The following is a 23,990-nucleotide window of genomic DNA, read 5'->3' on the forward strand; positions in this document are numbered from 1 at the left end:
CATGTTCGATTCACTCCAGGACCGCCTCGGGTCCATCCTGAACGGCCTCACCGGCCGCGGCGCCCTGTCCGACAAGGATGTGGCGGCTGCGCTGCGCGAGGTCCGTCGGGCGCTGCTGGAGGCCGACGTCGCGCTGGAAGTGGTCCGGGACTTCACCGACCGCGTGCGCGCCAAGGCCGTCGGCGCGGAAATCCTGAAGTCGATCAGGCCCGGCCAGATGGTCGTCAAGATCGTCCATGACGAGCTGATCGCCACGCTCGGCAGCGAGCAGGTCGCCATCGACCTCAACGCGCCGGCGCCGGTCGTCCTGATGATGGTCGGCCTGCAGGGCTCGGGCAAGACGACGACCACCGGCAAGCTCGCCAAGCGTCTCACCGAGCGTCAGCGCAAGAAGGTGCTGATGGCCTCGCTCGATACGCGGCGTCCGGCGGCCCAGGAGCAGCTGCGCGTCCTCGGCGAGCAGACCGGCGTCGCCACCCTGCCGATCATCGCCGGCCAGGGCCCGGTGGAGATCGCCGCCCGCGCCAAGCAGGCGGCCAAGCTCGGCGGCTACGACCTCGTCATTCTCGATACCGCCGGCCGGACCCATATCGACGAGCCGCTGATGGTCGAGATGGCCGACATCAAGCGGACGACCGAGCCCCACGAGATCCTGCTCGTCGCCGATTCCCTGACCGGCCAGGACGCGGTGAATCTCGCCCGCTCCTTCGACGAGCGCGTCGGCATCACCGGCATCGTCCTGACCCGCGTCGACGGCGACGGCCGCGGCGGTGCGGCGCTGTCCATGCGCGCCGTCACCGGCAAGCCGATCAAGCTGATCGGTACCGGCGAGAAGATGGATGCGCTGGAGGATTTCCATCCCTCGCGCATCGCCGACCGCATTCTCGGCATGGGCGACATCGTCAGCCTCGTCGAGAAGGCCGCCGAGAACATCGACGCGGAAAAGGCCGCGGCGATGGCCAAGAAGATGCAGTCGGGGAAGTTCGACCTGAACGACCTCGCCGATCAGATCGGCCAGATGCAGAAGATGGGCGGCATGGGCGGCATGATGGGCCTGATGCCCGGCATGGGGAAGATGAAGGACCAGATGTCCGCCGCCGGCCTCGACGACAAGATGCTGAAGCGGCAGCTCGCCATCATCTCCTCGATGACCGCCAAGGAACGGGGCAATCCCGACATCCTCAAGCACAGCCGCAAGAAGCGCATTGCCGCCGGCTCGGGTACCTCGTCCGCCGAGATCAACAAGCTGCTCAAGATGCACCGCCAGATGGCCGACATGATGAAGTCCATGGGCAAGGGCAAGGGCGGCATGATGGGCAAGATGATGGGCGGCCTGGCCGGCAAGATGGGCCTCGGCGGCATGGGCGGAATGCCCGGCGGCATGCCCGACCTGTCGAAGATGGACCCCAAGGAACTGGAAGCCATGGCCAAGGCCGCGCAGAGCGGCGGCATGCCCGGCCTTCCCAAGGGACTTCCCCCCGGCATCGGCGGACCGGGCGGCATGCCCGGCGGCGGTTTCCCGGGGCTGCCGGGACTGCCGGCAAAGAAGAAGTGACGGCCATCCGGCCCGACCGAACGACCTGAACACGCACTATCGAACCGATCGGCGCGCCGCCGATCTCGAACCAAAGGACAAGACCCATGCCCCTGAAGATGCGCCTCGCCCGTGCCGGCTCCAAGAAGCGGCCCTACTACCACGTCGTCGTTGCCGACGCCCGCTCGCCGCGCGACGGCCGCTTCGTCGAGCAGCTCGGCTCGTGGAACCCGATGCTGCCGAAGGACGCCCAGCGCGTCACGCTGAACGAGGAGCGGATCAAGCATTGGCTCGCCGAGGGCGCACAGCCGACCGACCGCGTCCTGCGCTTCCTCGATCAGGCCGGCATCATGAGCCGTCCGACCCGCGCCAACCCGACCAAGGGCCTGCCGGGCAAGAAGGCCCAGGAGCGCGAGGCCGAGCGCAAGCAGCGTGAGGAAGACGCCGCGGCCGCCGCAGCCGAGGCCGAGGCCGCCAAGAACGCGCCGGCCGAAGAGGCTCCGGCCGAGGAAGCCGCTTCCGCCGAGTAAAGCGTCAAGTAAGCTTGGCGTAGCATCATCCTTGTGCAAACGGCGCCTCTGGGCGCCGTTTGAGCAGGGACGGCATCGGAATGTTCCGGGAGCGGTCGTCCTCAGGAGGGATACTGCTTCACATGCCCGATGCAAGACTGGACCCGGCCGATGGCCTCGGAAACGGCCCCGATGGCTGGGCCGAGACCGCGATCTTCGATCTGGCCCCCGTGCCGCTGTGGATCGAGGATTACAGCGGGGTGAAGGCGCTGTTCGAGGAATGGCGCGCCGCGGGAATCATCTCGATCCGCGAGCATCTCGACGCCGATCCGTCGCGCGTCGCCGCCGCGGCACAGCGGATCCGGCTGATCGCCGTGAACCAGTGCACCCTCGATCTGTTCGAGGCGGACAATTTCCAGAGCATCTGCGACAATCTCGACAAGGTCTTTTCGGGCGACATGCTCGACAGCCACAAGGAAGAGCTGATCCAGCTCTGGGAGGGGCGGACCGAGTTCGAAAGCTATGCGGTCAACTACACGCTGACCGGCAAGCGCCTCGACGTGCAGCTCAAGGCGCGGCTTCTGCCCGGCCATGAGGGCGACTGGGAACGGCTGCTGATTTCCACCGAGGACGTCACCGAGCGCGAGGACCAGCGCCGGGAACTGGCGGTCAGCGAAAGCTTTGCCCGCGGCCTGTTCGAATATTCGCCCGTTTCCCTCTGGGTCGAGGATTTCTCCGAGGTGAAGGCGCTGATCGACGATGTCCGGGAGCGCGGCATCACCGATTTCCGGACCTTCGTCGACGTCCATCCCGACTTCGTCAGCCGGTGCCTGTCCGAGATCCGCGTCATCGATGTGAACGAGCACACGCTGCAGCTGTTCGGCGCGGAGAGCCGCGACGATCTGTTCAGCCGGCTGGGCGAGGTGTTCCGCGACGCCATGGAGCAGCATTTCCGCGAGCAGCTGGTCGATCTGTGGGAGGGCAAGCTGTTCCAGCAGCGCGAGGTGGTCAATTACAGCCTCAGCGGCGACCAGCTCCATGTCCACATGCAGTTCTCGGTGTTTCCCGGGCGCGAGAGCGACTGGTCGCTGGTGCAGGTCGCCCTGACCGACATCACCGCCCGCAAGAAGGCCGAGGCCTATCTGGAATATCTCGGCAAGCACGACATCCTGACCAAGCTCTACAACCGCTCGTTCTTCGTCGACGAGCTGAACCGGCTGGAGCGCAAGGGCCCGACGCCGGTGACGATCATCGTTGCCGACCTCAATGGCCTGAAGACGGTCAACGATGTGATGGGCCACGCGGCCGGCGACGCGCTGCTGCGCCGGGCCGGCGAGGTGCTGAACGAGGCGGTGCGCGAGCCCTGCCACGTGGCGAGGATCGGCGGCGATGAATTCGTGGTGATGATGCCGGCCAGCAGCGAGGAGGACGGCCTGCAGATGGCCCAGAACATCGTCGAGCTGGTCGAGGTCAACAACCAGTTCTACACCGGCGCGGAGCTGTCCTTCTCGCTGGGCGTGGCGACGGCCGAGGCCGGCGAGCGGCTGGAGGCGACGGTCAAGCGCGCCGACGCCCGCATGTACGAGGCCAAGCGCAAGCACTATGCCGACGAGAAGCGCGATCGCCGCCGCGACGGGCAGTCGCTGATGAACTGAGGCGGGTGTCACGCCCCTGGTGCATGCCCGCTGTCGCCAAGGCGGGCGGGGCGGGCTATTGTCGCCGCCGCGTCCCACCCCCGAATGAATGAGTCGTTCCCGATGCAGCAAGCGGTCCCGAGCGCACAGCGCGATCCGTCCCATGGCGAGATCGCCCATGTCTGAGACCGGCAAACTTGAAAACCCCGTCCTCCTCGGCGTCGTCGGCGGGGCCCAGGGCATCAAGGGCGAGTGCCGCGTGCGCTCCTTCACCGCCGACCCGACCGATCTCGGCGCCTACGGGCCGCTCGTCGACGCCTCGGGCAATCGCTACACGGTCCTGTCGGCGCGGGTCGCCAAGAACGTCGTCGTGGTCCGCTTCAAGGAGGTCGCCGACCGCAACCACGCCGAACGGCTGAACGGGCGCGAACTGTTCGTCGATCGTTCGGTGCTGCCCGAGCCGGAGGACGATGACGAGTTCTATCTGGAGGACCTCGTCGGCTACACGGTCGAGACCGTCGCGGGCGAGACCGTCGGCACGGTCATCGCCTTCCACGATTTCAACGCCGGCGACATCGTCGAAATCCGCCCGACCAAGGGGCAGACCCTGATGATCCCCTTCTCCGAGGCGGCGATCCCGGTGATCGACGCGGAGCGGCGGCTGATGGTGGTCGAGCCGGGCCCGGCCGGACTGGCGACGCCCGACGACGAGCCGGAGGACGGCGGAGAGGCCCAAGGCGGCGCCGATCGCGACGCCGGCTAGGACGGCCGCCCCGGCGCGCAGTTTACTCGCACGGTCCGATTGCGTAACCACCTGCCGGTAGGCACGCCGGCGAGGGGGCCGGCTGCCGCTTTTTCGAGGGAGGACACACATGATCATCGTTTCCGGCATCCAGCGTCTCGACCCGGCCGATCTCGACCGCGTGCGCGAGGCGGCCCGCGCTGTCATCGCCGCGACCCGCGAGGAGCAGGGCTGCATCGTCTATTCCTTCGCCGAGGACATGGTCGAGCCCGGCCTTCTGCGCGTCTACGAGGAATGGGAGACCCGCGAGGACCTGGAGCGGCACGCCAAGTCCGACCATGTTGCCGCCTGGCGCGCCGCGCTGGCTTCGGTCGAGGTGCTGCACCGCGACCTGAAGATCATCGAAGCCGGCGCCGTCCAGCCGCTCGGCTGATCCGCCCATGAGCTTCCGCGCCTCCATCCTGACGCTCTATCCGGAGATGTTTCCCGGCCCGCTCGGCGTATCGCTGGCGGGCCGCGCGCTGGAGCGCGGGGACTTCTCGCTGGAGACGGTGCAGATCCGCGACTTCGGCGTCGGCCGGCATCGCATGGTGGACGACACGCCGTCGGGCGGGGGCGCGGGCATGGTCATGCGCAGCGACGTGGTGGCGGCCGCGCTCGACCACGCCGCGCCGGAGGCCGACACCCGGCCGCGCATCCTGATGAGCCCGCGCGGCCGGCCGCTGACCCAGGAACGGGTCCGCGAACTGGCGGCGGGCGAGGGGGCGGTGATCGTCTGTGGCCGCTTCGAAGGCGTCGACGAGCGGGTGATCGCGGGACGCGGCCTCGAGGAGATATCGATCGGCGACTACATCCTGTCGGGCGGCGAGGTCGGCGCGCTGGTGCTGCTCGACGCGGTGGTGCGGCTTCTGCCGGGCGTCATGGGCAATGCGGTGTCGGGCGATGCGGAGAGCTTCGAGGGCGGGCTGCTGGAGCATCCGCACTATACCCGGCCGGCCGAATGGGAAGGCCGGACGATCCCGCCGGTGCTGACCTCGGGCGATCATGGGGCGGTGGCGCGCTGGCGCCACGCCGAGGCCGAGCGGCTGACCCGCGAACGGCGGCCCGACCTTTTGCCGGGCAAGTCCCGCTAGTCGAGGCGAAAGCCGGCGGACCGAAGCCCGCCGACGGGTCCTAGTAGACCCGCTTCTTCGGCTCGATGTAGTCGATCTGATTCGACAGCGTGTAGGTGTGCACCGGCCGATCCTCGAGCGTGACGGTCTTGGCGACCGTGTCGCAGAAGGACAGGGTGTGCTTCATCCAGTTGGCGTCGTCGCGATCGGGGAAATCCTCGCGGGCATGGGCGCCGCGCGACTCGGTGCGGTTGCGCGCCGAATCCATCGTCACCACCGCCTGGGCGATGAGATTGTCGTATTCCAGCGTCTCGATCAGGTCGGTGTTCCAGATCAGCGAGCGGTCGGTGACGCGGATATCGTCCGACGCCTTCCAGACCTCGTGGATCTTGGTGTGGCCTTCGTCGAGGATCTCGCCGGTGCGGAACACGGCGCAGTTGGACTGCATGGTGTTCTGCATGTCGGCGCGCAGTTCCGCCGTCGGCGTCGCGCCATTGGCGTAGCGGAAGCGGTCGAGGCGGGCGAGCGCGTTGTCGCCGGCGCCGGCCGGCAGGTCGGGCTGCTCTTCCGACGCGCTGACGGTCTCGGCGCAGCGAAGGCCGGCGGCCCGGCCGAAGACGACCAGATCGATCAGCGAGTTGGAGCCGAGGCGGTTGGCGCCGTGGACCGACACGCAGCCGGCCTCGCCGACGGCCATCAGGCCCGGCACGACCGTATCGGCATTGCCGTCCTTCTTGGTCAGGACCTCGCCGTGGAAGTTCGTCGGGATGCCGCCCATGTTGTAGTGGACGGTCGGCAGCACCGGGATCGGCTCCTTGGTGACGTCGACACCGGCAAAGATCCGCGCCGATTCCGAAATGCCCGGAAGCCGCTCGGCCAGCACCGCCGGATCGAGATGATCGAGGTGCAGGTGGATGTGGTCCTTGTTCTTGCCGACGCCGCGGCCCTCGCGGATCTCCATGGTCATCGAGCGCGAGACGACGTCGCGCGAGGCCAGATCCTTGGCCGAGGGGGCATAGCGCTCCATGAAGCGCTCGCCCTCGGAATTGGTCAGATAGCCGCCTTCGCCGCGCGAGCCCTCGGTGATCAGGCAGCCGGCGCCGTAGATGCCGGTCGGGTGGAACTGCACAAATTCCATGTCCTGCAAGGGCAGGCCGGCGCGCAGCACCATGCCGCCGCCGTCGCCGGTGCAGGTATGGGCCGAGGTGGCGGAGAAATAGGCGCGGCCGTAGCCGCCGGTGGCCAGGATCGTCTTCTTGGCGCGGAAGCGGTGAATGGTGCCGTCATCGAGGCAGAGCGCCACGACGCCGCGGCACACACCCTCTTCGTCCATGATCAGATCGATGGCGAAATACTCGATGAAGAACTCGGAGGAGTGCCGCAGCGACTGGCCATAGAGCGTGTGCAGGATGGCATGGCCGGTGCGGTCGGCGGCGGCGCATGTGCGCTGCGCGGCCGGGCCCTGGCCGAATTCGGTGGTCATGCCGCCGAAGGGGCGCTGGTAGATGCGGCCATCCTCGGTGCGCGAGAAGGGCACGCCGAAATGCTCCAACTCGTAGACGGCGGCCGGCGCGTTGCGGACCAGATATTCGATGGCGTCCTGGTCGCCCAGCCAGTCCGACCCCTTGACGGTGTCGTACATGTGCCAGCGCCAGTCGTCCTTGCCCATGTTGCCGAGCGAGGCGGCGACGCCGCCCTGGGCCGCGACCGTATGCGAGCGGGTCGGGAAGACCTTGGTGATGCAGGCGGTCTTCAGGCCGGCCTGGGCCGCGCCGAGGGTGGCGCGCAGGCCGGCGCCGCCGGCGCCCACCACGACCACGTCGAAGGTGTGGTCGGTGAATTCGTAGGCCTTGCCGTTCTGGGACGGCGCCGTGCGGTGCGGCTGGCCGTTTGCGTTGGTGCCGTTCGTGGCCATGGTCAGACTCCGAAGCTCATCCGGGCGATCGCGAACAGGCTCGCGACGGCGATGGCGATGGCGAAGAAATTGTTGAGGATCAGCAGCGGCAGCTTGGTCGTGCCGTGAATGTAGTCCTCGATGATCACCTGCATGCCGAGACGCATATGGTAGGTGAAGGAGATCACGGTCAGTGCGACCAGCAGTCCCACCAGCGGATGCGCGAGGGCCGCGCGGACCTCGGCATAGGGCTGGTCGTGCAGGACGATCAGCAGGATCACGAAGCCGGTGATCAGCACCAGATTGGAGATCGCCGACAGGCGCTGCTGCCAGAAATGGCCGGTGCCCTCATGGGCGGAGCCGAGGCCGCGGACGCGGCGAAGCGAGGTTCTCATCTCAGTCATGGAAATATCCCTCAGCCGAAGACCACGATGCCGACCCACAGGATCAGCGTCAGCGCAAGCGAGGCGACGAGGGTGGCCTGGGCCAGCTTCGTCGACGTCTCCTTGCTGAGCCCGATGCCGGTGTCCCAGATCAGATGGCGGATGCCGCCGAACATGTGGTGGAGCAGCGCCCAGGTGTAGCCGAACAGGATGATCCGGCCGATGATCGAGCCGAAGAAGGCCGAGGCGTAGGAGAAGGCCTCCGGGCCGCTCGCGGCGGCGACCAGCCACCAGACGAAGAGCAGCGTGCCGACATAGAGCGCCGAACCGGTGATGCGGTGCAGGATCGACATCGCCATGGTCGGGCGGAATCGGTAGATCGAAAGATGCGGCGACAGCGGCCGCGCAGTCTTGAGGTCGGACATGGGTGCCTTCTTGTCCTCGCATTGGCCAGGCGCTGTGCGCGGGGGCCGGGTTGCCCTTCCCCTACAGCGATCGGAACGCTTCTAAAAGGCTTATCGCAATTGCGAAAGCAACCCTTTGGGCGTGGGATCGCTGGGGGCGGTTCGGCTTAATCGATTAGGCGCGGCAAGAAGGCGCGCGACGGGCGGGTCGCCGCTAGAGCCGATGCGCGCGGCGAATCAGCGCTCGGACGGATCGCGGTCGCGGAAGCGGATGACGTAGCTCGCCCAGTCGGCCGGATCGGCGACCTTCTCGTAGAGGCCGCGTCCGGTGCCCGGCGTGCGCGGGGCGTGCAGCACCAGCTTCGACCAGCCGCGACCGTCGGCTTCCTCGGCGAGGAGATCGATCATCGCCTTGGCGATGCCCTTCCGGCGATGCTGGTGGTCGACATAGATGTGATCGGCAAGGCCGGAGCGCATGCCGGTCCACACATCCGGCAGATCGTAGAAGATCACGAAGGCGACGAGCCGGCCGTTCAGCCGCGCGCCCAGCACCTCGGCGGTGCGGTCCTGCAGCAATTGCTCGGCATAGTAAGTGTCGGGCGCGCCCGGCGGCCCGCGAAACAGCGACTGGTTATAGGCCGAGATCAGCGGCGCCAGATCGCGCGCATCGCCCAGCCGCAGGCGCTCAATGTCGATATCGGGGGCCGGAATTTCCATCCGGTCTGTGTCGACCGGAACGCGGCGGGCGTCAAGCCTGTGACGCAGGGTCGGATACACGCGAAAGGGGCGGCCCGTCGCCAGTGCCGCCCCTTGCAGGTCTGTGATCGAAGGCGATGCGCCGCCGCTCGGCGGCGACGCGGCTCGTGCCTAGCGCCAGTCGCGGATGTCGACGAAGTGACCGGCGATGCCGGCGGCCGCCGCCATGGACGGGGAGACCAGGTGGGTCCGCCCCTTGTAGCCCTGCCGGCCCTCGAAATTGCGGTTCGAGGTCGAAGCGCAGCGCTCGCCGGCCTCGAGCCGGTCCTCGTTCATGCCGAGGCACATGGAGCAGCCCGCCTCGCGCCATTCGAAGCCGGCATCCTTGAAGATGACGTCGAGGCCTTCTTCCTCGGCCTGCGCCTTCACCAGGCCCGAGCCCGGCACGATCATGCCCGACACGCCCTCGGCGATGCGGCGACCCTCGACGACCTTGGCGGCTTCCCGCAGATCCTCGATGCGACCGTTGGTGCAGGAGCCGATGAAGATCTTGTCGACCTTGATGTCGGTCATCTTCGTGCCCGGCGTCAGGCCCATATATTCCAGCGCGCGCTCCTTGGACTTGCGCTTGTTCTCGTTCTCGATGGCGGCCGGATCCGGCACGACGCCGTCGATCGAGACGACGTCCTCGGGCGAGGAGCCCCAGGAGACGATCGGCGGCAGGTTCGCCGCGTCCAGATGCACGATCTTGTCGTAATGGGCGCCCTCGTCGGAGGCGAGGCTGCGCCAGTAGTCGACGGCCATCTGGAAGGCTTCGCCCTTGGGGGCGCGCGGACGGCCCTCGATGTAGCGATAGGTGGTCTCGTCGGGCGCGATCAGGCCGGCCCGGGCGCCGGCCTCGACCGACATGTTGCAGATGGTCATGCGGCCTTCCATCGACAGGCGGCGGATCGCCTCGCCGGCATATTCGATGACATGGCCGGTGCCGCCGGCGGTGCCGATCTGGCCGATGATGGCGAGGATGATGTCCTTCGACGTCACGCCCTCCGGCAGCGCGCCGTCGACCTGGACGAGCATGTTCTTCGCCTTGGACTGGATCAGCGTCTGGGTGGCGAGCACGTGCTCGACCTCGGAGGTGCCGATGCCGTGGGCGAGCGCGCCGAAGGCGCCATGGGTCGAGGTGTGGCTGTCACCGCACACGATGGTCATGCCGGGCAGGGTGAAGCCCTGCTCGGGGCCGATGATGTGGACGATGCCCTGGCGGCGATCGGCGGCGTCGTAATATTCGATGCCGAAATCGGCGGCGTTCCTGGCCAGCGCCTCGACCTGGATGCGGCTTTCCTCGTTCTTGATGCCGTTCACCCGATCGGCGGTCGTCGGCACGTTGTGGTCGACGACGGCGAGGGTGCGCTCGGGCTGGCGGACCTTGCGGTCGGTCAGGCGCAGGCCCTCGAAGGCCTGCGGGCTGGTGACCTCGTGGACGAGATGGCGGTCGATATAGAGGAGGCAGGAGCCGTCCTCCTGCTGGGCGACGAGATGCTCGTCCCAGATCTTGTCGTAGAGGGTGCGCGGTTTGGCCTGGCTCATGGGTCGGTCCTTCTCCGGCGGGCGTTACGCTCCGGCCGGTCTGTGCATGGATAAAACGATGGGCGGGGGGCTCGCGGCCCTCGCATCCTGGCGCCTAGAGGCCGTCGGCGGCGAACAGGCGATAGAAGAAACGTCCCGGCAGCCGCGCGTGGTCGGAGAGCTTGGCGAAGCCCTCGCTGGTCGGCAGGCGTCGACGCGCCTTCATGTCCCGGATCCGATGCATGGGCACAAAATAGCGATTGCGACGGCAGGTGACAATCGGGGCGCGATGCCGGCGCCTGCGCTTTCCTGCAATGGCGGCGGGAACCGTCGCGCGCTTCGGCGATTGGCTCTTGCAAGCGGCATGTCGGGACGCTCCGCGATCCCCGCTGCCAGAACCGAACCCGGACAAAGCCGAGCGATCATGTTCTTCGACAGTTGGTACGACCTTTTCCGCATCGTGATCGTCGGGGCGCTGGCCTATGCCGGCCTCGTCTTCCTGCTGCGGATCACCGGCAAGCGCACCCTGTCGAAGATGAACGCCTTCGACCTGGTGGTGACGGTGGCGCTCGGTTCGACGCTGGCCACGGTGCTCCTCAGCAAGGACGTGACCCTGACAGAAGGGCTGGTGGCATTCCTGCTCCTGTGCGCGCTGCAATACGGCGTGGCCAGCGCATCGCTCTATTCGGCGCGGTTTCGCGACATGATCAAGGCCGAGCCGACGCTGCTGTTCTTCCGTGGCCGGTTTCTGGCGCCGGCTCTCCGCCACGAGCGGGTGACCGAGGACGAGGTGATCGCCGCGATGCGCTCGAGCGGCCATGCCGCCATGGCCAATGTGGAAGCGGTGGTGCTGGAGACCGACGGCTCGTTCAGCGTCCTGGGCAAGGGTTCGGCGCCGGCGGACACGTTGCGCACGGTCAATGACCGCACCAACGCCTCGGAGCTGACCGCCAACGGCTGACCCGCGTCAGTCCGGGACGGCCAGCTTGCGGATGAAGGCCGGGGTGTGCCGGGCCTCGAACTCCGATTCGCGGATCAGGCCGTCAATGTGGCGGGTCAGTTCCAGCACCTGCCGCCGCTCGCGGAAGGCGAGGTAGAACTGCCCGACATAGATGATCGCCTGCAGCGGGCCGAACACGGTGACGGGCGCCGAGAACACCTTCTTCCGATCGAAGAGATAGAGCCTGAGCGACGGGTAGAGCTCCTCGGTCAGCTGCCGCAGACGCTCGAGCTGGGCGCGGCGCTCGGCCGCCGGCAGGCCGCGCCAATAGCCTTCGCCCGCGGCAAAACCCTCCAGCGCGTCGATCGGCATGGCGATCTCGTAGTCGGTGTCGGGGGCCCGCAGATAGTCCAGCCGGTCGCGCATGTCGGCAATCGCCTGGTCGGAGGTGCGGCCGAGGAAGTCGCCATATTCGAACCGCAGCACCTCTTCCGATTTCAGCATGTCGGGCAGGGTCGCCGGCACGTGGCGGATCTTGTAGCCGCGCGCTTCCTCGTGCCAGCGGAAGATCAGTTCGTCGGAGGGCGCCCGCGCGGCTTCCTCGATCCGCATCGAGGCCTGCAGCATCTCGGCCGCCCGCTCCGGTCGATCGGTCAAGCCGAGCAGCCAGTCGGACGAGACGCCGAGAGCCGAGGCCGCTTCGGCGGCGAACTGGGCATTGGGCAGACGGCCGTCGTCGGACGACAGCAGCAGCGACACGGTGGACCTGTCGGCGCCGCTGGCCCGGGCAAGCGCGCTCTTGGTCATGCCGGTCGCGGTCATTGCGCTGGCGAGGCGTTCGCGAAACAGCCGGGAGCGGTGGCGCTTGTCCATCATCCGTGAAGATTATCACGTCTTGCGGATAAAATCTGCGAACGTGACTTCAGCCATGAGAATTCACGGAATACCCCGGACCGTGTGAGCCGGCTATGGAAAGGGGGCCGCAGGGACGGTGGAGCCTCGCTCGAAGCCGTTCGTGTCCCGCCCATCACAACCGGCGACGCTGCCCGTCGCGCAGCCCCCGCCCGCACAGGAGAGATCCCAGCCATGGAAACCCGCATGCGCAGCCTGACCAAAGCCGCCTCCTGGCAAGGGCTCGGTCTGGTGACCATGTCGGCCCTTGGCTATCTCTTCACCGGATCACTGACATCGGGCGGCATCCTGGCCGTCACCTCCGGCGGCGTCGGCTTCTGCGTCTATCTCGTGCATGAGCGCCTGTGGGCGCGGGTCCAATGGGGCTGGGACCCGGGTGGCGACGACCGTGACGACGGGCTTGGCCGCGGCCGCGCCTGACCCGCCACGTTGCACCGCCTGCCTTCAAATCCGCGCACAAAAAAAGCGGCCCGGAGGCCGCTTTGAAATTCTGATGAAACTGTCTGCTGCCGATTACTCGGCGGCTGCGTCCTTGGCAGCCTGCTTCTCGGCCTTGGCGCGGTCGCGCTCGGCGACGGCGACCTGACGGGCCTCGTCGTTCAGCTTGCGCGCACGGACGTTGGTGGCCTCGACGATACGGGCCGACTTGCCGCGACGATCGCGCAGGTAATACAGCTTGGCGCGACGCACCTTGCCGCGGCGCACGACCTCGACCGAATCGAGCATCGGCGAATACACCGGGAAGACGCGCTCGACGCCCTCGCCATAGGAGATCTTGCGAACGGTGAAGTTCTCCTGGATGCCGGCGCCCGAGCGCGCGATGCAGACGCCTTCATAGGCCTGCACACGGGTGCGCGTGCCTTCGGTCACCTTGACGTTCACCCGCAGCGTGTCGCCGGCGGAGAATTCGGGAATGGTGCGGATCGCGTTGATCCGTTCGGCCTCGGCGGCCTCGAGTTCAGAGATGATGTTCATGGCATAGCCTCAATTCGTTTCATGCCGGATGAGTTTGTCTCAGCCGACATGGCCGCCGGGACGGTCAAGTTATTCTGAGGAAATCGGTGGTGCCCATACAACGCTTTGGCCGGCTTGTCACTAGCTGCGAGCGAAGAACCGGTCGGAATCCGTCCCGATCCGTGTGCGAAGCCGCGCAAGTCGCCTCTGCCTTGTCGCTCCGCGGGGATCGTGCGAAGCCCTTGTGACGATGCCGCGCGGCCGCGCGCGCGTCGTTCCCGCTTCAGGCCACCGCTCGCCATGCCGGCATGCGGCCGGCGCTCCAAGGTCTTCTCGCATGTCCGTCCTCGTCATTGCCCTCCTGTTTCTCGCAGGCTTCGTGTCCGGTGCCATCAATGCGGTCGCCGGCGGCGGCACCTTCATCTCCTTCGGGGCGCTGACGCTGATCGGCGTGCCGTCGATCGTGGCCAACGCGACGTCGTCGATCGCCCAGTTGCCGGGCTACATCACCTCGACGCTGGCCTATCGCAAGGACTTCGCCAAGATGTGGCGCGGCGTCCTCGTCCTGGCGGTGGTCTCGGCCATCGGTTCGCTCGGCGGCGCGCTGTTCCTGCTCTACCTCAACAACGCGCAGTTCTCGGCGGTGGTGCCCTGGCTGCTGCTCGGCGCGACGGCGCTGTTTGCGGCCGGTCCCTGGCTGAAGCCGAAGCCGAAGCACCAGGACGCGGCGGCCGAGGGGCGCAATCTTGCCAGCCCGATCGTCCAGTTCTTCACCTCGATCTATGGCGGCTTCTTCGGCGCCGGCATGGGCATCATGATGCTGGCGACGCTGGGGCTGACCGAGGGCGGCGACTATCACCGGCTGAACGCCATCAAGAACCTTCTCGCCAACGTCATCGCCATCACCGCGATCATCGTCTTCGTCTCGGGCGGCGTCGTCGACTGGCCCGGCGCGCTGGCCATGATACCGGGCGTGGCTTTGGGCGGTTACGCGGGCGTCTGGGCAGCCAAGCGGGTGCCGCAGATCGCGGTGCGGCTCTTCGTCATCGCCATCGGCCTGATTCTCGCCGGCTATTATTTCTGGATCGGCTGAGACGGATCGCTCCGGGGAGGGGGCGATTCGCCATCCTGACAGGCGGGGTCAAAGGCCCTAGCTTGTCCCACGGGACACCGCTGAACGGCCCGACAGAACGGCCGGTACGACCAAATTCGGAGGACTACATGATCAGAACGACACGCGTCGCCCTTGCCGGCATCGCCTTCCTTGCACTGACGGCGGCGCCGGCCCTTGCCCAGTCCCAGGACGGGACGACGGCCGAGGGCAGCGACGCGAAGCCGGCTGTGGAATCGACGGCCGGCGCGCCGACGCCGACCGAGCCGGCGGCGACCGAAACGCCCGAAGCACCGGCCGCCTCGGGTGGCGAGGCGAGCGACGCGACCGCGTCCGGTGCGCCGGGTGGCTCTGCCGTCACCGACGAGGACGCAAAGCGCGCGCCTGTCGCACCGAGCAACGAGGTCGGCGAGAAGTTCGAGCTGCCGCGGGTGTCGGACGACAACCAGATCGAGATGATCGCCGGTCTCTGCGGCGTCCAGATGAAGCAGATGAGCCCGGCCGCCTGCACCTGCCTCGGCGAGGCCGCGATGGAGGATCTGTCGGCGCCGCAGCGCGACTATCTGATCGCCAGCGTCGTGGCCCCGCCCGTGGCCGAGCGCATGCTGGGCGACGGCCGCGTCGGCGAGCCGGACCAGAAGGAAATCTTCGCCTTCCTGCAGGCGACGTCGGAGAGCTGCGCCGCCGAGACCGGTGCGGCCGGCCAGGATAACAATGCTGCCGTACCCAAGACGGCTCCGGCCGAGGCAATGCCCGGCGCCGAAGACGATGCGGCCAAGCCGGCGAAGTAAGTCACTCTGTCAGGTGATGAAGAAAGGGCGGTGCCATGTCGGCGCCGCCCTTTGTCGTTTCGGGCAGGCGCGGCGCGTCAGCGTGCCAGCCAGCCGCCATCCACCGGCAGCACGGCGCCGTGCACGTAGCGTGCGGCGTCGGAGGCAAGGAACACCGCCGCGCCGCCGATGTCGGAGGCTTCGCCCCAGCGCCCTGCCGGAATTCGCCCGAGGATCGCGGCGGAGCGGTCCGGGTCCTCGCGCAGCGCCTCGGTGTTGTTGCTGACGATGTAGCCGGGTGCGATGGCGTTGACGTTGACGTTGCGCGCGGCCCATTCGCAGGCGAGCAGCCGGGTCAGGCCGCAAATGCCGTGCTTGGAGGCGGTATAGCTCGCCACCCGGATGCCGCCCTGGAAGGACAGGACGGAGGCGATGTTGACGATCGCCGCGTGGCGGTCGTCGGCCATGGCCGCCTTGCCGAAGGCCTGGGAGAGGAAGAAGGCGGTCTTCAGGTTGAGGTCGAGGACGTCGTCCCAGTCGGCCTCGCTGAAATCGACCGCGTCGGCCCGCCGGATGATGCCGGCATTGTTGACGAGGATGTCGAAGGGGCCGTCCTGACGCGCCGCGGCCTCGTAGAGCGCCACGGCGGCCGTCTTGTCGGACAGGTCGGCGAGATGTTCGCTGCCGCTGCCGCCGGCGGCCGTGATCATCTCCAGCGTCTCGGTCATGGCCGAGCGCCCGGCGCAGGCGACCGTCGCGCCGGCCCCCGCCAGCGCCACGGCGATGCCCTGGCCGATGCCGGTATTGGCGCCGGTGACGAAGGCGCGCTTGCCGGTCAGGTCGAAGCCCGAGCTCATCGCAGGTCTCCCATCTCCACCATGTCCACGTCCTTGTAGTCGACATTGTCGCCGGCCATCGCCCAGATGAAGGTGTAGGACGCCGTGCCCGCGCCGCTGTGGATCGACCAGGGCGGCGACAGGACCGCCTGTTCGTTCTTCACCACCAGGTGCCGGGTCTCGGACGGCTCGCCCATCATGTGGAAGACGCGGGCATCCTCGGGCAGGTCAAAATACAGATAGGCCTCGGAGCGGCGGTCGTGGACATGGGCCGGCATCGTGTTCCAGACCGAGCCGCCGTGCAGCGTCGTCATGCCGGCGACGAGCTGGCAGCTCTCCATGACGTCGGGATGGACGAACTGGAAGATCGAGCGGTCGTTGGAGGTGGCCGCGGCGCCGAGATCGACGCGCTTGGCGGCATCGATGGTCACCAGCTTGGTGTCGAAATGGCGGTGGGCCGGCGCGCTGAGGATGTAGAAGCGCGCCGCCGCACCGGAGAAGGTCAGCGGGCCGTCGCCAAGGCCGACATAGAGCATGTCGCGATGGTTGAGTTCATGGCTACCGCTGCCGGTGCGCACCGTGCCGGTCTCGCCGATATTGACGATCACCGCCTCGCGGCGGTCGAGAAAGCTGGGCGTGCCGGTCTCCTTGGCACTGTCGAGCACGAGGTCGCCGGCGGACGGCACGGCGCCGCCGACGATCATCCGGTCGTAATGGCTGTAGACCAGGTTGATCTCGCCCGGCACGAAGGGCTGCTCGATCAGGAATTCGGCGCGCAGTTGCGCGGTGTCGAAGGTGCGGGCGTGACGCGGGTCGATCGCCTGTCGTGTCTCGATCGTCATGGGATGTCTCCGTTCTGGACATGGCTCCGCCGTCGCCCCGGACGCGAGCCCGGCACGGGACAGAAACGGTGGTGTCTTAGCCGGCTTAGAGGAAGTCTTCGCGAGCCGGGGTGAAGATGTCGATCAGCGTGCCGCCAGTCGCCGACAAGCAGGAATGCACGGCGTTGGACGGGACCACGAGGCTGTCGCCCGCGGTCACGCGCCGGGTCCTGCCGGCGATGGTGAAGTCGAAGACGCCCTGCCGGACATAGGTCGCCTGGAGATGCGGATGGGAATGGGCGGGGCCGCAGCCGCCCGGCTGGAACTCCACCTCGACGACCATCATCTCCGGCGAATGGGTCAGGATCCGGCGCCGCGTACTGGCGTCGACCTGGGTCCAGTCGCCCGGTGTCTCAACGATCGTGCTCATGGTCTGTCTCCTTGCGGTGCCTCAAGCGCAGGCGCCTAGCGGGGCGAATGGGCGGTACGTGCCACGGTGGCCGCGGCGCCGTCGGTGAGCAATGCGGCGAGGGCCGCGGTCACGGCGCGCCGGAATTCGGGATGGTCGCGCAGATCGGCGCCGAAGACGTCGCCGATGCCGAGATAGGCCGCGGCCAGCCGCTCCGGATCGCGGCCGGCCTCCTCGCCGATGGTCCGCAGCCGGTCGGCCAGCGGGTCCCTGACGTCGATCGGCGCGCCGGCCTCGTCGGTGCCGGTGACGTAGCGCATCCAGGCCGCAACGCCGAGCGCCAAGCGCTCGAAGGGCGCCCCGGCGGCAATGCGATCGCGGACCGTGCCGAGCAGGCGCTGGGGCAGCTTCTGCGAGCCGTCCATGGCGATCTGCCAGGTGCGGTGCTGCAGGGCCGGATTGTGGAAGCGCGCCAGCAGCGCCTCGCGGTAGCCGCCGAGATCGGTGCCGGGCATTTGCAGCGTCGGCATCACCTCCTCGGTCATCAGGCCGCGCACCAGCGCCTCATAGGCCGGGTCCGCCATCGCCTGCGCCACCGTCTGGTAGCCGCCGAGATAGCCGAGATAGGCCAGCGTCGAATGGGAGCCGTTGAGCATGCGCAGCTTCATGCGCTCGTGGCCCTCGACATCGGACACCATCTCGGCGCCGACGGCGGCGAAGTCGGGCCGGCCGGTCGGGAAGCGGTCCTCGATCACCCATTGGCCGAAGGGTTCGCTGACCACCGGCCAGGCATCCTCGACGCCCAGCGCCGCGGTGATCTCGGCGATGTCGCCGTCACTCGTGGCCGGCACGATGCGGTCGACCATGGTGCCGGCGAAGGCGACGTCGTTCTCGACGAAGCGCGCGAGGTCACCGCGGATCAGGGCGGCATATTGCGAGACGATGCGATGGGTGGTCTCGCCGTTGGACGGAAGATTGTCGCAGGGCATCACCGTGAAGGGCACGATGTTCGCCGCGCGCCGGCGTCGCAGCGCCTCGGCAATCAGACCCGGCGCCGTGGTCGGCGCGCGCGGGTTCGCCAGATCCGCAACGATGTCGGGATGGGCGGCATTGAGGTCGCCGGTCGCCGGGTCGTGGCAATAGCCCTTCTCGGTGATGGTCAGCGACACGATGCGCACCGCCGGATCGCACATCTGCGCCAGCAGGGCTTCGGTGTCCTGCGGCGCGACATGGATCGCCTTCAGCGACCCGATGACCCGCAGCTGCGCGCCCTCGCCGGAGCGGAAGGCGACGGTGAAGAGATTGTCCTGCGGCGCCAGCGCATCGCGCATGTCGGCCCGGCGCAGCGACGCGCCGGCGATCGCCCATTGCGGATCGGTGGCCAGGATGTCGTCAAGATAGACGGCCTGGTGGGCGCGGTGGAACGCGCCGACGCCGAGATGGACGATGCCGGTGGTGGTCCGCCGGGGATCGTAGGCCGGCCGGCGGACGGCCTCGGGCAGGGACGGGAGGGTCGAAAGCGACAGTCTTTGCATCATGCTCACTTGAACAGCGACGGCAGCCAGAGCGACACCGCCGGGACGTAGGTCACGAGGCCGAGCACGAGGAGCGCGGCGCCGTAGAAGGGCCAGATGGTGCGCATCGCCTGCCAGACCGAGATCCGGCCGATGGCGCAGCCGACGAAGAGGACGGCGCCGACTGGCGGGGTGCACAGGCCGATGCCGAGATTGAGCACCATGATCACACCGAACTGCACCGGGTCGACCCCATAGGCGGTCACGACCGGCAGGAAGATCGGCGTCGTGATGATGATCAGCGGCGACATGTCCATGAAGGTGCCGAGGCCGAGCAGCATGATGTTGACCATCAGGAGAATGACGATCGGGTTGTCGGACACGCTCTTCATGAAGGCGACGAGTTCGGCCGGCACGCGCAGATAGGCCAGAAGCCAGCCGAAGGCGGCGGCGGCGCCGATGATCAGCAGCACCATGGCGGTGGTGCGCACGGCGCCCAGCGTCGCCTCGACGAAGGAGGCGAAGCTCAGCGTGCGGTAGCACACGATGGTGGCGAGCACCGCGTAGACCACGGCGACGCAGGAGCTCTCGGTGGCGGTGAAGATGCCCGAGCGCACGCCGCCGAAGATGATGGCGATGAGCAGGAGGCCCGGAATGGCGGTGAGGAACAGGACGCCGACGGTGCGAAAGCCCTGGAAGGTCTCGGTCGGATAGCCCTGCCTGATGGCGACGCGCCAGGCGACGAACATCAGGACGCCGGCCAGGAGGACACCGGGAACAATGCCGGCGGTAAACAGGTCGGCGATGGAGATCGAGCCGCCGGCCGAGATCGAATAGATGATCATGTTGTGGGACGGCGGCATCAGAAGCGCGATGATCGACGAGACGACGGTGATGTTGACCGCGTAGTCGGCGCTGTAGCCGCGCTTTTCCATCTGCGGGACCATCAGGCCGCCGATCGCCGAGGCGTCGGCGACGGCCGAGCCGGAAACGCCGCCGAACAGGGTCGAGGCGGCGACATTGACCTGGCCGAGGCCGCCGCGGGCATGGCCGACCAGCGAGCCGGCAAAGGCCACCAGCCGCGAGGCGATGCCGCCGCGCACCATCAGGTCGCCGGCATAGATGAAGAAGGGAATGGCGAGCAGCGCGTAGACGCTGAGGCCGGAATTGAGCCGCTGGAAGACGATCAGCGGCGGGATGCCCATGTAGATCACCGTCGCCAGCGACGCGATGCCGAGGCAGAAGGCGATCGGCGTGCCGATCAGGAGGAGGAAGACGAAGCTTCCGAAGAGGATGAAGAGATCCATGGTCGGGCTCAGTCCGAAATCGCGAAGGCGTTGGCATTCTCGAGCCCGCAGAAGCGGCGCAGGATGCGGTTGGCCGTGAAGAGGATGGACAGGACGGCCCCGACGATCAGCGGCATGAAGGTGGTGCCGCCGGGAAGGCCGAGGGTCGGGATCGTGGTGTTCCAGGTGCCGGCCATCAGCTCGGTGCCGTAGACCATCATCGCCAGCGAGAAGCCGAGGACGGCGAGGTCCGAGATGGTGCGCAGGGCCTTCTTGCCGTTGTCCGGCACGACATAGACGAGGACGTCGAAGCCGAGATGGTAGCCCTCGTGGATGCCGACGCTGGCGCCGAGGAAGATGAACCAGCCCATGAGCTGCACGGAGGTGGATTCGGTCCAGCTCGGGCTGTCGTTCAGCACGTAGCGGGCGAAGACCTGCCAGAAGATGATCAGGGTCATGGTGACGAGACCGATGCCCGCGCCCCAGAGCGCGGTCCGCGCCAGCCGGCGCACGAACGGTTCGATCGTCAGGAGAAAGTGACGCATGGAGCGGGGTCAACCTGCGACGGGAACGGCCGGGGCGAGCCGGCGGGACGCTCGCCCGCTGCCGTTTCGGCGGGACGCAGCGAAGACAGGATCGGGACCGGCGGCGGCCTTGCGCCACCGGTCCCGGGAAGGCTGCTACTCGGTCGCCTGGATGCGGGCGACGAGGTCCTTCAGCTTGTCGTTGGTCACGTATTTCTCGTAGACCGGCTTCATCGCGTCGATGAAGGGCTGCTTGTCGATGTCCTTGACGACCTCGACGCCGGCCTCGCGGACCATCTTCTCCGATTCCGCCTCGCGGGCCTGCCACAGCTCGCGCATCTTGGTGACGCTCTCCTTGGCGGCGGCGCGGACGATCTCCTGGTCCTCCGGCGAGAGCTTCTCCCAGCTCTTCTTGGACATGACGAGGACTTCCGGCACGATCAGGTGCTCGTCGAGCGTGTAGTGCTTGGCGACCTCGAAATGCTTGGAGGATTCGAAGCTCGGCCAGTTGTTCTCGGCGCCCTCGATGACGCCGGTCTGGATCGAGGAATAGACCTCGCCATAGGGCATCGGGGTGGCGTTGCCGCCGAGCGCATTGACCATGTCGACGAAGATGTCCGACTGCATGACCCGGAACTTCAGGCCCTTCAGGTCGTCCATCGACTTGATCGGCTTCTCGCTGTTGTAGAAGGAGCGCGCGCCGCCGTCGTAATAGGCGAGGCCGATCAAGTCATGGGGCTCGAAAGCCGCCAGGATCTCGTCGCCGATCGGGCCGTCCATCACCTTGTGCATGTGGTCGATGGACCGGAAGATGTAGGGCAGCGAGACGACCTGGGTCTCCTCGACGATGTTGTTGAAGGGACCCATGGAGACGCGGTTCAGGTCGATGACGCCGAACTGGGTCTGCTCGATCGTGTCCTTCTCCTCGCCGAGCTGGGCCGAGTGATAGACCTCGATCCCGATGCGGCCGTCGGTGCGCTCCTTGACGAGCTCGCCCATGTACTTGACCGCCTCGACGGTCGGGTAGCCGTCGGGATGGGTGTCCGACGAGCGCAGCAGCGTCTCCTGCGCCGACACGGCCGTGGCCGCCCCCGCCAGCATCGTCGCCAGCGCGATCGAGGCGGTGAATCTCCTGAATATGCTCATGCCTGCTTCCTCCCAGAAATGGCGACGTCAGCCGCCGGTCAAAGCCTGTAGGCCTCCTTGGCCAGGCGATAGGCAAGATCGTGGGCGACCTCGAACGCTTCGTCCTCCGCGAGGCGTCCGGTGACCACGAGATCGGCCAGATAGGCGCAGTCCACCCGCCGCGCGACGTCGTGCCGGGCGGGGATCGAGCAGAAGGCGCGGGTGTCGTCGTTGAAGCCGACGGTGTTGTAGAAGCCGGCGGTCTCGGTGACCTGCTCGCGGAACCGCTTCATCCCCTCCGGCGCGTCGAAGAACCACCAGGGCGGGCCGAGCTTCAGGCACGGATAGACGCCGGCGAGCGGCGCCAGTTCGCGCGAATAGACGGTCTCGTCGAGGGTGAAGAGGATGATCGTCAGGCCGGGCTCCAGCCCGACTGCGTCGAGCAGCGGCTTGAGCGCAGTGACGTAATTGGTCGGCTGCGGGATGTCGAAACCCTTGTCGCGGCCGAAGCCGGCGGCGATCCGGTCCGAATGGCTGCGGAAGGAGCCGGCATGGATCTGCATGACCATGCCGTCCTCGACCGACAGCCTGGCCATCTCGGTCAGCATCTGGCCGCGGAAGGTCTCGCGGTCGTCGGCGGAGGCCGATCCGTCGCTGACGCGGGCAAACAGCGCCTCAGCCTCGGCGCGGGGCAGATCGGCGGTGCGCGCCGTCGGATGGCCGTGATCGGTCGCGGTCGCGCCGAATTCCCGGAAATAGGCGCGGCGGGCGCGGTGGGCGTCGAGATAGCCGGCATAGCTGGCGACGTCGCAGCCGGTGATATCGCTGAGACGCGCAAGATTGGCGGCAAAACCGGGGAAGTCGGGATCGATGACCGCATCGGGCCGGTAGGTGGTGATCACCCGTCCGCCCCAACCGCTGTCGCGGATCGTGCGGTGATGGCCGAGATCGTCCAGCGCGCTCTCGGTGGTGGCGATCGCCTCGATGTTGAAGCGCTCGAACAGTGCCCGCGGGCGATAGGAATCCTGGGCGAGGCGCTCGGAGATGCGGTCGTAGTAGAAGTCGGCGGTCTCGGCCGACAGGCGCTGCTCGATGTCGAACAGGGTCTGGAAGGAATGGTCGAGCCACAGCCGCGTCGGGGTGCCCCGGAACAGGTGATAATGGCTGGCGAAGCGGTGCCAGATGGCGCGGCCGTCGGTCTCGGTCGCGACGCCGTTGGCGTCGGGCACGCCGAGCTCCTCCAGGCTGATCCCCTGCGAGACCAGCATGCGGAAGATGTAGTGGTCGGGCGTGACGAAGAACTGGGCGGGGTCCGGGAAGGGCTGGTTCTCGGCGTACCAGCGCGGATCGGTATGGCCGTGCGGGCTGATGATCGGCAGGTCGGCGACCGTCTGATAGAGCGCGCGGGCGATGTCGCGCACCCTCGGCGTCGCCGGGAACAGCCGATCCTCGTCCAGTAGCGCCATCCGTTCCTCACCCACGAATTTCATTGCTTGCGAACAAACTGGTATCCTAGTATCCGAACGTCGTCAACAAAGGTCCGCCATGTCACTTGAAGCCCTCAACCCGGACGCCGCGACCCCGCCCCGGGGCACGATGGCCGATGCCGTCTTCGCCCAGTTGCGCACGGCCATCCTGGAGCTGCGCCTCCTGCCCGGCGTCGGCATTTCGGAGGCCGAGGTGGCCAAGCATCTGGGGGTGTCGCGCCAACCGGTGCGCGAGGCCTTCGGGCGGCTCGCCCGCACCGGCTATCTGCGCGTGCAGCCGCAGCGCCGGACCGAGGTGGTGAAGATTTCGGTGCAGGAGGTGCGCAATGCCCGCTTCATCCGCGAAGCCCTTGAGGTCGCGGTGGTGCGTGAGGCCTGCCAGCGCGATGTCGGCGAACTGGTCGGCCGGCTGGAAGCCAATCTGGAGCTGCAGCGTGCGGCCCAGCTGAAGGACGATCGCCACACTTTCCATCTGGAGGACGACGAGTTTCACCGCCTGATTGCGCAGGGCGCCGGATGCGGTTTTGCCTGGCAACTCATCGACGAGCAGAAGGCGCAGATGGATCGGTTGCGATTCCTGTCACTGGCCTTCGGCCAGCCGGCGGTCTACGAGGACCATGTGGCGATCTTCGAGGCCATCAAGGCCCGGGATGGCGAGGCGGCCGACCTTGCGATGCGCACGCATCTCGGCCGGATCAACGACCATCTGGTCCGCCTGAGGGTCGAGTTCGACCAGTATTTCGACGACAGCGACGCGGGCTGAGCCAGCGCGCCGTCAGCCAGGACAGGGGCGTCGCGAGGCGTCCGACACGCGACCGGGGTGGGGA

At 67.5% G+C, this 23,990-nt stretch carries 26 protein-coding genes; 11 read left to right on the top strand and 15 right to left on the bottom strand.

Annotated elements, in window-relative coordinates; translation table 11 throughout:
• Position 1 precedes the first annotated feature (1 nt).
• The 6 genes from ffh to trmD all read left to right on the top strand — a co-directional run bounded on the left by ffh (position 2) and on the right by trmD (position 5,552).
• Positions 2-1,555 (top strand): signal recognition particle protein, encoded by a 1,554-nt coding sequence (gene ffh / locus N7I30_RS08390; protein WP_009207925.1) that lies wholly within the window; start codon positions 2-4, stop codon positions 1,553-1,555.
• Between the two features lie 86 nt (positions 1,556-1,641).
• A complete protein-coding gene (rpsP, locus tag N7I30_RS08395; RefSeq protein ID WP_187391633.1) occupies positions 1,642-2,064 on the top strand; it encodes a 30S ribosomal protein S16 in 423 nt (140 codons plus the stop codon).
• Between the two features lie 122 nt (positions 2,065-2,186).
• Positions 2,187-3,698 (top strand): sensor domain-containing diguanylate cyclase, encoded by a 1,512-nt coding sequence (locus tag N7I30_RS08400; protein WP_498638072.1) that lies wholly within the window; start codon positions 2,187-2,189, stop codon positions 3,696-3,698.
• 157 nt (positions 3,699-3,855) lie between these two features.
• Positions 3,856-4,440, top strand: coding sequence for a ribosome maturation factor RimM (gene rimM / locus N7I30_RS08405; RefSeq protein WP_187391635.1), 585 nt, complete (start codon positions 3,856-3,858; stop codon positions 4,438-4,440).
• 109 nt (positions 4,441-4,549) lie between these two features.
• Entirely contained in the window at positions 4,550-4,852 is a 303-nt protein-coding gene (locus N7I30_RS08410; RefSeq protein ID WP_024351863.1) for a putative quinol monooxygenase, read from the top strand.
• Between the two features lie 7 nt (positions 4,853-4,859).
• Positions 4,860-5,552, top strand: coding sequence for a tRNA (guanosine(37)-N1)-methyltransferase TrmD (gene trmD / locus N7I30_RS08415; protein WP_187391636.1), 693 nt, complete (start codon positions 4,860-4,862; stop codon positions 5,550-5,552).
• Positions 5,553-5,592: 40 nt separating this feature from the next.
• On the opposite strand, the gene sdhA is transcribed toward trmD, so the two are convergent.
• From sdhA to leuC, 5 genes are all read right to left on the bottom strand, one after another.
• Positions 5,593-7,446: a succinate dehydrogenase flavoprotein subunit gene (gene sdhA / locus N7I30_RS08420; RefSeq protein WP_187391637.1), complete on the bottom strand. Its 1,854-nt coding sequence runs from the start codon at positions 7,444-7,446 to the stop codon at positions 5,593-5,595.
• A 2-nt stretch (positions 7,447-7,448) separates the two neighbouring features.
• Complete coding sequence (gene sdhD, locus N7I30_RS08425) at positions 7,449-7,829, bottom strand: succinate dehydrogenase, hydrophobic membrane anchor protein (RefSeq protein WP_024351860.1); 381 nt, start codon at positions 7,827-7,829, stop codon at positions 7,449-7,451.
• 11 nt (positions 7,830-7,840) lie between these two features.
• The gene (gene sdhC, locus N7I30_RS08430) at positions 7,841-8,233 is read right to left on the bottom strand and encodes a succinate dehydrogenase, cytochrome b556 subunit (RefSeq protein WP_024351859.1); all 393 of its coding nucleotides are present in this window, start codon (positions 8,231-8,233) and stop codon (positions 7,841-7,843) included.
• Positions 8,234-8,449: 216 nt separating this feature from the next.
• On the bottom strand, positions 8,450-8,929 hold the full coding sequence (locus tag N7I30_RS08435; protein WP_024351858.1) for a GNAT family N-acetyltransferase: 480 nt from the start codon (positions 8,927-8,929) through the stop codon (positions 8,450-8,452).
• 150 nt (positions 8,930-9,079) lie between these two features.
• A complete protein-coding gene (gene leuC, locus N7I30_RS08440; RefSeq protein ID WP_498638077.1) occupies positions 9,080-10,495 on the bottom strand; it encodes a 3-isopropylmalate dehydratase large subunit in 1,416 nt (471 codons plus the stop codon).
• 403 nt (positions 10,496-10,898) lie between these two features.
• Here leuC and N7I30_RS08445 point away from each other — a divergent pair, with 403 nt between their 5' ends.
• Positions 10,899-11,435, top strand: a complete 537-nt coding sequence (locus N7I30_RS08445) for a DUF421 domain-containing protein (protein WP_475364098.1) — start codon at positions 10,899-10,901, stop codon at positions 11,433-11,435.
• 6 nt (positions 11,436-11,441) lie between these two features.
• On the opposite strand, the gene N7I30_RS08450 is transcribed toward N7I30_RS08445, so the two are convergent.
• A complete protein-coding gene (locus N7I30_RS08450; RefSeq protein WP_188076456.1) occupies positions 11,442-12,290 on the bottom strand; it encodes a transcriptional regulator in 849 nt (282 codons plus the stop codon).
• A 210-nt stretch (positions 12,291-12,500) separates the two neighbouring features.
• Here N7I30_RS08450 and N7I30_RS08455 point away from each other — a divergent pair, with 210 nt between their 5' ends.
• On the top strand, positions 12,501-12,746 hold the full coding sequence (locus tag N7I30_RS08455; protein WP_498638080.1) for a DUF2061 domain-containing protein: 246 nt from the start codon (positions 12,501-12,503) through the stop codon (positions 12,744-12,746).
• 93 nt (positions 12,747-12,839) lie between these two features.
• Here N7I30_RS08455 and rplS read toward each other — a convergent pair whose 3' ends face one another.
• Complete coding sequence (gene rplS / locus N7I30_RS08460; RefSeq protein WP_024351854.1) at positions 12,840-13,301, bottom strand: 50S ribosomal protein L19; 462 nt, start codon at positions 13,299-13,301, stop codon at positions 12,840-12,842.
• A gap of 316 nt (positions 13,302-13,617) precedes the next feature.
• Between rplS and N7I30_RS08465 the strand changes: the two genes are divergently transcribed.
• Positions 13,618-14,373 carry a sulfite exporter TauE/SafE family protein gene (locus N7I30_RS08465; RefSeq protein WP_475364097.1) on the top strand — a complete coding sequence of 252 codons (756 nt, stop codon included), beginning with the start codon at positions 13,618-13,620 and terminating at the stop codon, positions 14,371-14,373.
• A gap of 128 nt (positions 14,374-14,501) precedes the next feature.
• Positions 14,502-15,182, top strand: coding sequence for a hypothetical protein (locus N7I30_RS08470; protein WP_498638082.1), 681 nt, complete (start codon positions 14,502-14,504; stop codon positions 15,180-15,182).
• Positions 15,183-15,259: 77 nt separating this feature from the next.
• Here the strand turns inward: N7I30_RS08470 and kduD are convergent, their stop codons facing one another.
• From kduD to uxaC, 8 genes are all read right to left on the bottom strand, one after another.
• Positions 15,260-16,018, bottom strand: a complete 759-nt coding sequence (gene kduD / locus N7I30_RS08475) for a 2-dehydro-3-deoxy-D-gluconate 5-dehydrogenase KduD (RefSeq protein WP_187391644.1) — start codon at positions 16,016-16,018, stop codon at positions 15,260-15,262.
• Complete coding sequence (kduI, locus tag N7I30_RS08480) at positions 16,015-16,839, bottom strand: 5-dehydro-4-deoxy-D-glucuronate isomerase (RefSeq protein ID WP_498638085.1); 825 nt, start codon at positions 16,837-16,839, stop codon at positions 16,015-16,017. The genes kduD and kduI overlap by 4 nt, the downstream gene beginning before the upstream one ends.
• Before the next feature lie 85 nt (positions 16,840-16,924).
• Positions 16,925-17,248 carry a cupin domain-containing protein gene (locus N7I30_RS08485; RefSeq protein WP_370196192.1) on the bottom strand — a complete coding sequence of 108 codons (324 nt, stop codon included), beginning with the start codon at positions 17,246-17,248 and terminating at the stop codon, positions 16,925-16,927.
• A gap of 35 nt (positions 17,249-17,283) precedes the next feature.
• Positions 17,284-18,765, bottom strand: coding sequence for a mannitol dehydrogenase family protein (locus N7I30_RS08490; protein ID WP_498638088.1), 1,482 nt, complete (start codon positions 18,763-18,765; stop codon positions 17,284-17,286).
• Between the two features lie 2 nt (positions 18,766-18,767).
• On the bottom strand, positions 18,768-20,048 hold the full coding sequence (locus N7I30_RS08495; RefSeq protein WP_187391648.1) for a TRAP transporter large permease: 1,281 nt from the start codon (positions 20,046-20,048) through the stop codon (positions 18,768-18,770).
• An 8-nt stretch (positions 20,049-20,056) separates the two neighbouring features.
• Positions 20,057-20,572, bottom strand: coding sequence for a TRAP transporter small permease (locus N7I30_RS08500; RefSeq protein ID WP_228240716.1), 516 nt, complete (start codon positions 20,570-20,572; stop codon positions 20,057-20,059).
• A gap of 135 nt (positions 20,573-20,707) precedes the next feature.
• Positions 20,708-21,697, bottom strand: a complete 990-nt coding sequence (locus N7I30_RS08505) for a TRAP transporter substrate-binding protein (RefSeq protein WP_498638091.1) — start codon at positions 21,695-21,697, stop codon at positions 20,708-20,710.
• A gap of 38 nt (positions 21,698-21,735) precedes the next feature.
• A complete protein-coding gene (gene uxaC, locus N7I30_RS08510; protein WP_498638093.1) occupies positions 21,736-23,142 on the bottom strand; it encodes a glucuronate isomerase in 1,407 nt (468 codons plus the stop codon).
• Positions 23,143-23,221: 79 nt separating this feature from the next.
• Between uxaC and N7I30_RS08515 the strand changes: the two genes are divergently transcribed.
• Entirely contained in the window at positions 23,222-23,926 is a 705-nt protein-coding gene (locus tag N7I30_RS08515) for a GntR family transcriptional regulator (protein ID WP_498638096.1), read from the top strand.
• Positions 23,927-23,990 lie beyond the last annotated feature (64 nt).

The sequence above is a fragment of the Aurantimonas litoralis genome, assembly GCF_026153195.1.
GTDB lineage: Bacteria > Pseudomonadota > Alphaproteobacteria > Rhizobiales > Rhizobiaceae > Aurantimonas > Aurantimonas coralicida.